Consider the following 12357-nt stretch of genomic DNA (forward strand, 5'->3'; position numbering starts at 1 on the left):
TTTCGACGAGCAGGAGGCTGGTGGCCAGGGCGTACAGCTACCCTTCCAACACGATCTTATCCTCTGAGTGCCGCCGACGCCTTCGTCGCGTCCGGACGGATTGGCGTTTTCCGGAGGCGCTCCCATGGTTGCGCCGATCACATTCACGGACCCGCACAACGCGCGCTACTTCATGTCCGCTCCCAGGCACCATAATAATAATGAGTCTTGTAACCTCCAAGGTCATACTCGGAAGGCGACAAACCGTCCGCACAGCAGATCCAGTTGCTCACCCCGCCCATCGTTCTCGCTCAACATCCATCCGGCAGAGCCCCGGCTCTCGTGAGTACGGACCGGCGTTTGGCCGCTGCCGTCGTGCAGCACATGCGCAGCACCATGAGGGAGCAGCACGATATCCCCGTTCACTAGCTCCCACGCTGTTCTCGACTCCGGATCCTCGAGAATGGCCCGGCTCCCGACAATAACGTGATAGGGGATCTCATTCGGCGCTGCCCTGGCCCAGGTAACACGCCATGGCGCGCCGTACGCGCAACGGACTTCGAGCTGGCCGGTAACGGTCACGATTTGGAGGAGATGGCTAAGCCAGTCCACTTCAGACATTGGACCTCGAAAACTGGAGATGGTGAAACAGCTTATCGTAACTGTGCATTAGTTCCAGCTCTCCATGCCTTGGCGGTTGGCGCGATCGGCACAATGACGCTGGCCATCATGACCCGCGCCTCGCCGGGGCACACGGGCGACCGCTTATTGCCGAATTGGGGACGCAGGCAAGGGTGCGCAGTCGGCCTCGGTGAGAGCCTGAGATTTGGAAGGACGATGCGGTGCTCGCAAGCCGGGGCCTTGATTGTCGTCCGCCGACATCGACCCGACAATTGCAAATCAAGATCGATGCGAAAAGGAATAGACCAATGACCACCCAAGACATCCCGTTGCGGGTCTCCTACACCGAATCCTTCGTCCGCGCCGAGAGGCAACGACAGGTCTCGCGCGTGGAGGTCTGGAGCGATTCCAAGTCGCAGTCGCCGTGGTCGATCGTTTCGGCGTGACGCAAGTGATGCTGCGTGATCGCTTTGCAGGTCCTCACACGCCGCCAACGGCGGCAGGAAAGGCTTGGACGGCCGCGTCGTTCAGGACCAGCACGACTGAGCTCAATGCGATCAGTCAACCCGGCATGATGCAGGCGGGCATTCGCCACCTTCCTGGAGTAGTCATCATAGGGGGAGGACTAGTGGTCGAAGCGACCCGTTCGCTGGTCGCAGCAGTAGGTGTCTCCGGAGCTCCGGGTGGCGACGCCGACGAAGCATGCGCGAGGGATGGCATCGACGCGATTGGCGACAGGCTGGAGTTCTGACCTGAGCGGGGAGCGGCTCCAGTACGAAGATGGAACTCGACCGATGCCGCCCAGCGAGGCCCCTCTCGCTGCGGCGCTGAAAGTAAGAGCAATCTGTGAACTAGCTCATTTAAGGTTGAAGAAGATCGTGCCCTAACAGGAAAGCGAGTTCGAGGATTGCACCAGGAGGCGGGCAATGGCGATCACTACCGAGACGACCTCGTTCACCAAAGACATCCAGGGCCGCTACCTCTGCAACAACCTAGCGGAGGTTGATGCGTGGAAATCCGCAGGCGGGCGTCCGTTCGATTTCATCATTGTGGGAGGCGGTACGTTCGGCTCGGCTATCGCCGAGCATCTGTGGTTTCGTCAGAAGCAGAGTGGCGGCGGATTACGGACCTTGGTCGTAGACGCCGGGCTGTTCACCGTTCCTGAGCACGTCCAGAACACGGGGATCCAGGGGTTTGGCGATCCGGCCAATCCGTTCTTTCTGAACGAAAACCTGCCGCAGCCGGAGCCGCCACGCAACGAGGTTTGGGGCATTCCTTGGAAGTCGACCATTCCCTTCAAGGGACTGGCGTATACGCTCGGAGGCCGATCACTCTATTGGGGCGGTTGGTCGCCTCGTCTGCTGGACGAGGAGATGTCGGGTTGGCCGGCAAATACCGTAGCCGATCTGAACGGCCGCTATTTCGATGAGAGTTCGCGGCAGATCGGTGTCGACGAGGCGAATGACTTCATTTTCGGCGAACTGCAAAACGCGCTTCGTCGCCAGCTCTTCGACAATTTGTCCAGCGTGCCCGGGGCGATTACGCTCGACGCGCTCCCACCCTCGCCGCTGCTGATGCCCGGCGCCGACCCCGCACAGTTGCTCGGTCTGTCGTCGAGCGGCGGGCTTTCGCAAAACGACCTGCTGAACCTGCTGAAGCTGGAAGCGCCGCTTGCTGTGCAGGCGCGCCCGCCACATGCGGGGTTCTTTCCCCTGAACAAGTTCAGCGTCGTTCCGCTGCTGATGAAGGCTGCTCGGACCGCGGCGAGCGACTCCAACGGCAGCGATGCCCTCAAGGAATTCATGGTGCTGCCCGACACGCATGTGCTCACGCTGCGCAGCGTTCCTACCTCAGCAGGGACTTGGCGCATCTCGGGCATCGACACCAGCCGAGGTCCGATAGATTTGGCACCGGGTGGTGTGGTCGTCATGTCGCTCGGCACGATCGAGAACGCGCGGCTGGTTCTCGCATCGTTCGATGCCACCGGACTTCCGACCCTGCCGCTCATCGGCAAGAACCTGATCGCGCACCTTCGCTCGAACCTCGTCATCCGCGTGCCGCGGTCGGCGATTTCCGGGCTTTCCGCGGTGGTGAACGAGCTGCAGACCGCGGCCCTGTTCGTGAAGGGGCGGGCCACGCGCCCGAATGGTGATCTGATCGGCCACTTCCACCTTCAGATCTCCGCGAGCGGCGGCGCCAACACCATCGGCGCCGAGGACGAGCTCTACCGCAAGGTGCCCGACGTCGACTTCTTCGATCAGCTGAAGACCTCGACCGATACGCATGTCGCAATTGCGATCAGAGGGCTCGGAGAGATGGAGCCCGCCGATCCGGCCAATCCTGCGGCTCATCCAAGCCGCGTTGATCTGAGCTCGCGGACCGACGAGTACGGTGTTCGTCGCGCATCGGTTGCGCTGACGCCGACGCAGCGCGATCGGGATCTCTGGGCCGCCATGGATGCGGCGATGCAGAAGGTCGCCGCCGCCTTCGCCAACGGTCAGCCCATGCAGGTGCTCCAGAGCAACCAGGACGGGCTCGGGACGACCCATCATGAAGCCGGAACTCTTTGGATGGGCACCGACCCGACCGCGAGCGTCACCGACGGCAACGGACGCTTCCATCACACCGAAAACCTGTATGCGGCCGGCCCGGCGCTATTCCCGAGCATCGGTTCGCCCAACCCGATGCTGACCGGGATAGCGCTATCGCGCCGCACCGGCGACCGGATCATGACGCCTCCAGCCTTCGTCGCCGAGGCGGGTTTCGAGACGCTGTTCGATGGCACCTCTCTGGGGGACTGGACAATGTCGACGATCAGCAACCAGCCCGGTCGGGACGACCCTGGCTCGTTCCGGGTACGGCGCGGCGTTCTCGAGGCGCGAACGGGGACCGACCTGGGGCTGCTCTGGCTGAAGCGCCCGACCCCGCCTCGCTACGTTTTGCGGCTGCAATGGATGATGACGGCGCCGGACGACAATTCGGGCGTCTTCGTCGGCTTTCCGGACCCTCGAAACGAAGGCTACGACAACACTGCATATGTCGGCGTCAACTTTGGCTTCGAGATTCAGATCGACGAACTGGCCCGGCCTGACAATGCGCCCATCCACAGGACGGGTGCGGTCTACTCCTTCAAGGGGCCGACCGATGGTCCGCTGACGGTCCATCCGGTCGGAGAATGGAACAGCTATGAGATCACCGTCGATGGTGCCGACATCACCGTCGCGCTGAACGGGCAGACGGTGAACATTTTCCATTTCGCGGGCGACCCGCAGTCGCCGCGCCGCGGGCTGCCGTCTACTGCGCAGGACCCGCGCTTCATCGGCCTGCAGACGCATACGGGTCGCGTGCTCTTTCGCAGCATTCAGTGGAAGTCGTTGGAGGGTCTTGTGGCATGAACCTGATGCCACTCGGATCGTTGGGCGCCGTGGAAACCAACGGCACGGTGACGTTCGGACTCTGGATGCCCTGGTTGTCGGCGGCCGACGGCAACGTCGTCACGGTGAAGATCATCCATGAGGCGGACCAGTTCCTGCAAGAGATGCCGGCCCGGGAGTTTGCACTCGCGCACAGCGTTCGTGCTCCGTATGGCGACTTCTGGTCGGTCACGGTCCCCCTCGCCGGGACGCCGCCCGCAGTGCCGGGCTCGGCCTGGGGCAGTCCGGGTCGCTATGTCTACCGCTACACCATCACCAACCCGAACGTCGGAACGCTCGACTGGATAATGGATCCCTTTGCGCGCGAGTTCGGTGTCGGCAAGCAATCCGCCTTCACCCTGGGCTATCAGCCCTACCTCTGGAGCGCCGGCGAGACGCAATGGCGAACACCGGCGCTGGCAGACCTGATCCTCTATGAGGTGAACATCGCGGAGTTCGGCAACAATTTCGACCGCGCCCGCGGGTTCGTGGCCTACCTCGCCGACCTCGGGATCAACGCCATCGAGATCATGCCGCTGTCTAACGTCGGCAACTCGGTCGATTGGGGCTATCTCCCAATCGGCTATTTTGGTGTCGATGAGCGCTTCGGCAAGCGATCGGATTTCCAGCAGCTGGTCGACATATGCCACCAACACGGGATCGCGGTGATCGTGGACGTCGTCTATGGCCATACGGGCGTGGATTTTCCTTACTACGACGCCTACACGCGGCTGCAGTACCGCGACAATCCATTCATGGGGCCGTTTGCCAAGGACTATTTCAGCAATTTCGGCAAGAGCACGGATTTCAATCGAGAAATCACGCGCGACTACTTCTATACGGCCAGTAACCATTGGCTCGAGGTCTACCACGTCGATGGCTTCCGCTACGACTGTGTCCCGAACTACTGGGACGGGCCGATGGGCGTGGGTTATGCGAGCCTGGTCTATGAAACGCACCAGCTGACCAAGGCGAACATCGCGGCGGGTCGCCCGTACTGGAGCCGCTTCGACGCAGGCGCCGGCAAGCCGCTGTCGCTCGTGCAGATGGCCGAACAGCTCGAAGCTCCGGAGGACGTCCTGCGCTCGACGTATTCCAACTGCACGTGGCAGAACGGCACCTATGGCGCGGCACGCGCCGTAGCGCAGGGGGACCGCGGCCGGCTCGCCGACCTGGGTCTGCAGCTTGGTCTCTTCGGCTACCCCGACCGGGAGACCGTCAATAGCGACGACGTCCCCAAGAGCGCGCTTCAGTACATCGAGAACCACGATCACGAACGGTTCCTCTGCAATTTCGGCACCTCCAATCCCGACGAAGCCGGCAATCCGCTGTTCGCCGAGGGTGACCGGGCGCGCTGGTACATGCTGCAGCCCTATTTGATCGGTCTGCTGCTGAGCAAGGGGATTCCGATGCTCTGGCAAGGCGAGGAATTCGCCGAAAACTATTTTCTGCCCGATTTCGGAATGGGCCGCGTCTCGCTCCTGCGGCCGATGCGCTGGGATTTTTTCTACGACGGGTCCGGCCGGCCGATTGTGAGCCTGGTCCGCAAGCTGCTGCGGATCCGGCGGCAGCGCGACCACATTCGTCAGGGCACGTACTTCTTCTTCAATGACTGGGACCGGTATCAGCAGTTCGGAGTGCTTCTGTTCGCCCGCTACGACGGCGGTCGCTACACCTTGATCGCCGTGAATTTTGGAGACACTGACCGGACCGTCCCGTTCTGGTTTCCAATGGCCGGAGACTACGTCGAAGAGCTGCATGGCGGCGCTCTCGACCTGAGGAACGTGCTTTCGCTTCGGCAAGTGGGGCTGAATGTCCCATCGCATTATGGACGGATCTGGACGCTGACGTAGGCATGGGACCACCCGCGCTCGGCGCATGGCAAATCGACGTCCCATCAATGCGGTCTCAGCGACACTGATCTGAGACCGTACGAGACAACGTACAGAGTCTCTGAAAGAACGACATCGGCACGCCTGCCGCGCAAAAAAATCTAACATGCGTGACTCCCAAGCCAGAAGAACCGGGCTAGGATGGGCTTTCCCTTGATGGGGGCACCTCATGTTCGACACGGCAACCACCGCGCTAGTGCGCGCGGTCCCCGACCAAGTATGTGAAGGCGTCTCGCACCGCGGCATCGGAGCACGTACCCACGTCGCAACGAACATTCTGGAAGCTGCTACCAGAGGCGAGGTCTCACTGGAGGGGCTTAGGCGGGTCGGCCGCGATGCCTCGTCCCGTGCACCCACGATGTGGCGCTGATCGATCCGGAGGGGGCGTGAACTTTCAGGTGACGGTCCTCAAGATCCTGGTGAGCTATCCGGATGGCTTCGCCGTCATGGAGGATCTCAAACGGGTGGACGCGAATGGGCGGAGCGGACCGAGCCAATGCAGGTTGATGGCGCTGCGCGTGGGTGCCACCGACTAAGGACCCTTGACCAACCCCGCGCGCCGCAGCGCGGCTCCCAATCGCTCCTTCTCCTTATCCGAGCGGGCTTTTTCGGCCTGCGATCTCTTCTCGAGAGCCTCAAGCTCTGCCTGGATATCAGCTACCCGCTTCGCGTGCTCTTGCTCGGCCTTGTCCAATGCAGCTTGCGCCTTGTCGACCGCCTGCTGACGGCGTTCACGCTCGGCCATTCGATATCGAAGGTATTGCTGGTCAGCGTCGCCGGGTCAAAATGGCCTTCTCCGGCGAATGCGCTAACGCGCTTCCCTCCTCGCTGTCGGATCGCCAACGCGACATCCCGCGCCAACGGAATGCCCTGCAGATTTTCCGTTCACGTCAAGGTAAGCCTCGTCCAGCGACAGCGGCTCGATAATCAGCGTATGCTCGGCGAAGATCTCGCGGATCTGCTGCGAGACTGCCTTGTACACCTCGAAGCGCGGCTTGACAGATCAGATCGGGGCATTGCCGTTTTGCCGTGACGGACGGCATGGCCGAGCGCACCCCGAACTTCCTGGCTTCATAGCTGGCTGCCGCCACGACGCCGCGCTCGCGGGATCCTCCGACCGCGACGGGCTTGCCGTGGAGATCTGGATTGTCGCGCTGCTCGACGGACGCATAGAAGGCGTCCATGTCCGATGTGGATGATCTTGCGTTGGCGGCCCGGGGAAGCCGCCTGGTCGTCCTCGTCCTCGATGGTCAGGTCGCTAGCCCGACCGTATCTTCCTTGACGCCGCGGGCGACAATCCGGAGTGCCTCATCCGGCAGCGGCCGCTGAAGCTTCAGGGCCTCGTCCCGAGGGGCTGTCATCCAGGTCTCGACTTCGTCTGGCGTCGTCAGGATCACCGGCATCGCCTTGGGGGTGGATGGCGCCGACCTCGCCGTTCGGCTCGGTCGTGAGGAACGCGTAGAGGTCGTTGGTCGTCTCACCTTCCTTGACCTTCCGGACGGACGTCCAGTTGGTCCAGATGCCGGCGAAGCAGGCGAGGGGACGGGTCTCGTCGAGCGCGAACCAGATATCACCGCCCTCAGCCTTGTTGAATTCACTAAAGGAGTTGAACGGCACCACGCAGCGGTTTTCGGCTCCCAGCCATCTCGTCCAGTGCTTGCTCTTCACGTTGCGGATGTTCGTCGTGCCGCCGTCCGGCTCCATCCGTAGCAGCTCCTTGAAATCGACGGCCTTGCCCTTGGCCTGCAGCTTCTCGGCTCGTTTCTTCGTGGCGTCCATCAGCGCTTTTGACGACGACGGCATTCCCCAGCGCGCCGTGGCGAGTTCGCGGCCCGCGGCCCCGTTGCGCACGATCGGTGCCTTGTAATCGGGAAACACGCCCGGCATCGGCGCCAGATTGCCAACGTATCGGTTCACGACGCGGAACAACGCGGTAATCGCGGCTTGATTGGTCGTGATCGAGTAGAGATTGCAGATGTGGACGGCCCCCCACTTGTCAGGATGGTAGCAGACTTTTGACCTGATCGCTTGCTATCAGATGTCCGGCCTGTTTGCTCGGACAAAGTCCGCTGGCCAAGATGGTGTTCGCTACGCACGCTCCAAGCACATAGGCGACCTTGATGATGCCAGTGTAATCTACGGAAGCTCGCGCGTATCGACCGATCGGTCCTTCCATCTACTGCGTCCTGCAAGTTCGTGGGCTATCCGCCGAGCAACTCGCTCGCGGTGCCGATTTCAGATCAGACGGGCATGGCGGCTACCGGTCGGTTGTATACTCCGCCCGATATCATCAATCGCCAAGCGATACGGGCGAACTTGTTGGCCAAGGCCACCGCCACCAATTTCGGCGGCTTTCGCTCCAGTAGCGATGCAAGCCAGGGTGTGGGCTTATGACGGCCCTTTCGAATGTGCCTTAGCAGCGCGGTCGCGCCGACAATCAACGTCGATCGGAGCATTGAGTCTCCGGCCTTTGTGATTCCGCCATATCTTTGCCGGCCGCCCGTCGAATGATCCTTGGGTGTCAGTCCGAGCCAAGCGGCAAAGTCGCGGCCTGACCTGAACGTCTCCGGCGGCGGCGCCTTCATGCTTAGCATGGACGACCCAATCGGACCGACGCCGGGAATCGTCGCGATCCGCCTGCTGACATCATCGTCGCGGTGCCACCTCATTAGCTTGGCTTCGATCTTTGCCAGGCGGGCTTCGACCGTGGCATATTCCTCTGCTTGGAGTCGGAAGAGATCCTTTGCCATTTCCGGTAAGCTATCATCCTCGAGCACCCGCTTGATAAGTTGCGCGACATTCTGCCGACCGGCGGGGCCGCCGATGCCAAACTCAGCCGCATAGCTCCTGAAAGCATTGGAAAGCTGCGACTTCACGCTGACCAGGCGTTCCCGCACAGTCATTAACATGCAGGCCGCTTGGCGTTCCTTCGATTTGACCGGTACAAACCGCATACTCGGCCGGGTGACCGCCTCGCACAGCGCTTCGGCATCGGCCGCGTCGTTCTTGCCCCGCTTCACGTAAGCCTTCACGTACTGAGGTGGGATCAGCTTCACCTCGTGACCGAACGACTGCAGCAGGCGCGCCCAATGATGCGAGCTGCCGCAGGACTCGATGGCGACGAGAACCGGTGGAAGCCGCTCGAAGTAGCGGATCATCTCGGCTCGCCGGAACTGGCGGCGGACCACCACCACCTCGTTCTCATCAACACCATGAAGCTGGAAAACCGACTTGGAAGTGTCCATACCGATGCGAACAGGAAGATTCATCAGACTTTCCTCTCATCTAGCTGTGACGCTGACAGCGCCATAGAACCGTGGGGATGAGAGGCCGTCCACACCAGCACATTGGTCAGGCTTCGGTCCGAGGGTGGCGCGGCTGCCAAGCTAGTTGTAGTAGAGTCGCGGAAGGACGCCGGCCCGCCTTCGCGCATTTGCGGCAGCGCAGCCGGCTGCCGAGATCGTGCACGAAGGTGGTCGGCGGATGCTTCATCGCCGCGAGGTCAACATCGCTCGGCGTCTTGCAGCGCGCGCACTGGATCTCCAGCCAAGGGAAGCCTCCATTCACGGCCTGGTCGATCGTCGGGGACGGATCAATCGGCTCTCCGTCTGACCACATGCGTTCGTTCCAACTCTCGCATAGCAGCCTGTCCGCCCGCTGGATGAGCGCTTCCCCCTTCGCCCGCGTCTCCGCCGATTGGGTAGCCAGAATGTTGGCCATTGCCCTCGCCTTGCCAAGCTCCTTCGCCAGAGCCTTGCGGTCGCCGCCCGACAGCAGCGTAGGGTGATACTTCGGGGCCATCCACATCCAGACGCGAAAAGATCGGATTGGCGATCCGGAGCGGGCTACGGCGTCTCGAACGCCGGCCAGCACCCGTCCTCTTCATGTCTGCCAGTGCGCTGCTGGCAGGTGTTGTCGAGCAGCCGTTGCGCGACGTCCTTCCAGACCGCGTTGCCGCCATACAATCGGACTGCGTCGGCGGTCTGGATTTCCACGGTCCGCTCGCAACGACGGCAGGAGATGCGCAGCACGTGGCGCTGAATCTCGGAAAGACGCCGCTGCCGCATCTGGGCTCCGGTCGCGTCGGCGCGAGGCTCTTTGAGGACCGATTCCCAATATTCGGCCGGGAGGGGGGCATCTGGAGCCGCGGCGGGGGAAGCCGGCCTGCGAGCGGCCTCAGCAGCCAGTTTTTCCATCTGCTTTGGGGTCGGCATGCGCCAGCTTGCGGGTCGATCAGTCATGCCGGAATTAGAACATAAAGAGAACAAAAGTCGAGTCCACTCAACCGCGCGGCGAGAAAAAATCATCCTGGTGGACGGGCCGCGATGTCGGAACCAAGCCGGGCCGTTCGTCTTGAATCCGGCATCAGTATCGGAGTTCCCCGCCATGGCCCCCCGCGCGAACTGGAAAGGCTTCCTGCGTCTTTCCCTCGTCACCTGTCCGGTCGCGCTCTATCCCGCCACCTCCGAATCCGAAAAGGTCTCGTTCAATCAGCTGAACCGAAAGACCGGCCATCGGATCAAGTATGCCAAGGTCGACGCCACACCGGCGAGGAGGTCGACAACGAGGACATCGTCAAGGGATATAAGGTCGACACCGACACCTTCATCGAGCTGACGAAGGAGGAGCTTGAGAACGTCGCGCTGGAGTCGACGCGAACCATCGAGATCGACGAGTTCGTTGACCGCAGCGAGATCGATCCGAGATATCTCATCCGTCCTTATTATCTGCGCTCTGACGGCAAGGTTGGCCATGACGCTTTTGCCGTCATTCGCGAAACGATCCGGGAAATGAACAAGGTCGCGATCGGTCGGGTGGTCCTGACCAATCGCGAACACATCATCGCGCTGGAGCCGCTCGACAAGGGGCTGATGGGGACCCTGCTGCGCTATCCCTATGAGGTCCGCTCCGCGGATGAGTATTTCGACGATGTCCAGGACGTCAAAGTCACCAAGGACATGCTCGACCTCGCCAAGCACATCGTCAATCAGAAGGCGGGACACTTCGAGCCGGACAAGTTCGAAGACCAGTACGAAACCGCCCTCATCGATCTCATCAACCAGAAGCGCGCCGGTAACCCCATCACCGCGAAAGCGCGTCCCCGCGGCGAGAACGTGGTGGACCTGATGGATGCGCTGCGCAAGAGCATCGGACGAGACGCGGCGGCAACGAGAGAGGCGCCGAAGAAGCCAGCCAAGAAGGCGCGCAAAGCAACAGCCGGGCAGAAGGAAATGCTGATGCCGATTGCCGGCAAGCAACCGGCGAAGGAGGCCGCGAAGAGGCCAGCGGCCAGACCGCAGCGGAAGTCAGCCTAACTTGTCGTTAAGCATCCAGTGACGCTAGACGGCCGTTACTTCGTCGTCCGCGGCAGGGAGCGATATGGCTGCGCTGAAAAAAACTTCCAGGAGATCAATGTTGAGTGCGGGCATTCTCGCCTACCGCAAGGGCGCTCGCGGGCTCGAGGTTCTGCTCGTTCATCCCGGCGGTCCGTTCTGGCGCACAAAGGATAACGGCGCCTGGTCCATTCCGAAGGGCGAAATTGATGCCGCGGATGCTCCGGAGCAGGTCGCGCGGCGCGAGTTTGCGGAAACTCGGCCCGAGTGCTTCGATTGGTCCACTCCGGGCGCTGGGGGAGATCCGTGCGAACATCAAGGAGGTAACCGGCCTCAACGCTTCAGCCGGCATCTCCTATAACAAGTTTCTCGCAAAGCTCGCCTCCGATCACCGCAAGCCGAACGGACAGTACGTCATCTCGCCAGATATGGGGCCGGCGTTCGTCGAAGCCTTGCCCGTCGGCAGATTTCACGGCATCGGGCCTGCGACCAGCGCCAAGATGTGAATGCACTGGGTTTCTACACGGGGCATGCGCAATCAGTCGCTCGAATTTATGCAGACCAGTTTCGCCAAGGCCAGTCCGACGCCATGCGAGACGGTCGAGCATCCCTTCGCAACGACTTGCACTTCCAAGCGATATGTCGACGCTACACGAGCGCGCTCTGAGTTGGGCACGATAGGTGTCGGGCGCCCTTCCCGTTCCTGCGCGTGGCGAATGTCCGTTCGGCTTATCCTCAGTCTTAGCTGGGTTGATTGACGCCAAGACAAGGAGGTCGGTCAGGATTTCGTGCACATTAAAGGTCACGACCGTTTTTCGTGCTCGATAATCGCGTCAGTCAAGCGCGCGGCGAGCGGCCGCTTCACGGCGGGATTTCTTATGGGCTCAAGTGCCTTCCCGGCAGCGTTTAGCAGGACAGGTGCGGTCTGAGAGCGCCTCGCGCAAGCTTGAAGCGAAGTCTCGAAACATCACCTTTAGCAAGCCCTCCCAGTTTGCATCGAACGAGGGCATGACCAACAACGTGGAAGACTTCCTTCGCGAATCGATTCCGATCGAGGCTAGCAGCTGAGTGGTGGTGTCCATGGGCTACTTCACCGAATGCCGCAGGGTCGTCCCTGCA

General features: G+C 61.6%; 9 protein-coding genes and 6 pseudogenes. 8 read left to right on the forward strand and 7 right to left on the reverse strand.

Annotation, left to right across the window (positions count from 1 at the left end):
* Nucleotides 1-240: 240 nt before the first annotated feature.
* Nucleotides 241-600, reverse strand: a pseudogene (locus tag ABIB80_RS36470) (cupin domain-containing protein); the annotation flags it as partial.
* Between the two features lie 93 nt (nucleotides 601-693).
* Between ABIB80_RS36470 and ABIB80_RS39520 the strand changes: the two are divergent.
* The 5 genes and pseudogenes from ABIB80_RS39520 to ABIB80_RS36500 form a co-directional block, all read left to right on the forward strand.
* The gene (locus tag ABIB80_RS39520; protein WP_502918768.1) at nucleotides 694-912 is read left to right on the forward strand and encodes a hypothetical protein; all 219 of its coding nucleotides are present in this window, start codon (nucleotides 694-696) and stop codon (nucleotides 910-912) included.
* Between the two features lie 37 nt (nucleotides 913-949).
* Entirely contained in the window at nucleotides 950-1351 is a 402-nt protein-coding gene (locus ABIB80_RS36485; RefSeq protein WP_473365923.1) for a GlcG/HbpS family heme-binding protein, read from the forward strand.
* Between the two features lie 175 nt (nucleotides 1352-1526).
* Nucleotides 1527-3995, forward strand: a complete 2469-nt coding sequence (locus tag ABIB80_RS36490; protein ID WP_354129306.1) for a 3-keto-alpha-glucoside-1,2-lyase-like domain-containing protein — start codon at nucleotides 1527-1529, stop codon at nucleotides 3993-3995.
* Entirely contained in the window at nucleotides 3992-5866 is a 1875-nt protein-coding gene (locus ABIB80_RS36495) for an alpha-amylase family glycosyl hydrolase (protein ID WP_354129307.1), read from the forward strand. The genes ABIB80_RS36490 and ABIB80_RS36495 overlap by 4 nt, the downstream gene beginning before the upstream one ends.
* A 374-nt stretch (nucleotides 5867-6240) precedes the next feature.
* Nucleotides 6241-6438, forward strand: a pseudogene (locus ABIB80_RS36500) (hypothetical protein); the annotation flags it as partial.
* Here ABIB80_RS36500 and ABIB80_RS36505 read toward each other — a convergent pair.
* The 6 genes and pseudogenes from ABIB80_RS36505 to ABIB80_RS36530 form a co-directional block, all read right to left on the reverse strand.
* Nucleotides 6438-6650 (reverse strand): hypothetical protein, encoded by a 213-nt coding sequence (locus ABIB80_RS36505; protein WP_354129343.1) that lies wholly within the window; start codon nucleotides 6648-6650, stop codon nucleotides 6438-6440. The pseudogene ABIB80_RS36500 and the gene ABIB80_RS36505 overlap by 1 nt on opposite strands.
* Before the next feature lie 80 nt (nucleotides 6651-6730).
* Nucleotides 6731-7153, reverse strand: a pseudogene (locus tag ABIB80_RS36510) (Y-family DNA polymerase); the annotation flags it as partial.
* 2 nt (nucleotides 7154-7155) lie between these two features.
* Nucleotides 7156-7882 (reverse strand): annotated as a pseudogene (locus tag ABIB80_RS36515) (SOS response-associated peptidase).
* Nucleotides 7883-8145: 263 nt separating this feature from the next.
* Nucleotides 8146-9174, reverse strand: coding sequence for an IS110 family RNA-guided transposase (locus ABIB80_RS36520; RefSeq protein ID WP_354129308.1), 1029 nt, complete (start codon nucleotides 9172-9174; stop codon nucleotides 8146-8148).
* 82 nt (nucleotides 9175-9256) lie between these two features.
* Nucleotides 9257-9706, reverse strand: a complete 450-nt coding sequence (locus ABIB80_RS36525) for a hypothetical protein (RefSeq protein ID WP_354129309.1) — start codon at nucleotides 9704-9706, stop codon at nucleotides 9257-9259.
* Nucleotides 9707-9750: 44 nt separating this feature from the next.
* The gene (locus ABIB80_RS36530) at nucleotides 9751-10146 is read right to left on the reverse strand and encodes a hypothetical protein (RefSeq protein ID WP_354129310.1); all 396 of its coding nucleotides are present in this window, start codon (nucleotides 10144-10146) and stop codon (nucleotides 9751-9753) included.
* A 145-nt stretch (nucleotides 10147-10291) separates the two neighbouring features.
* Between ABIB80_RS36530 and ku the strand changes: the two are divergent.
* The 3 genes and pseudogenes from ku to ABIB80_RS36545 all read left to right on the forward strand — a co-directional run.
* Nucleotides 10292-11220 (forward strand): annotated as a pseudogene (gene ku / locus ABIB80_RS36535) (non-homologous end joining protein Ku).
* A gap of 97 nt (nucleotides 11221-11317) precedes the next feature.
* Nucleotides 11318-11599, forward strand: coding sequence for an NUDIX domain-containing protein (locus ABIB80_RS36540; protein WP_502918770.1), 282 nt, complete (start codon nucleotides 11318-11320; stop codon nucleotides 11597-11599).
* Nucleotides 11541-11816, forward strand: a pseudogene (locus tag ABIB80_RS36545) (Y-family DNA polymerase); the annotation flags it as partial. The gene ABIB80_RS36540 and the pseudogene ABIB80_RS36545, both read left to right, overlap by 59 nt.
* Nucleotides 11817-12357 lie beyond the last annotated feature (541 nt).

The organism is Bradyrhizobium sp. i1.15.2, assembly GCF_040548425.1.
Lineage (GTDB): Bacteria > Pseudomonadota > Alphaproteobacteria > Rhizobiales > Xanthobacteraceae > Bradyrhizobium > Bradyrhizobium canariense.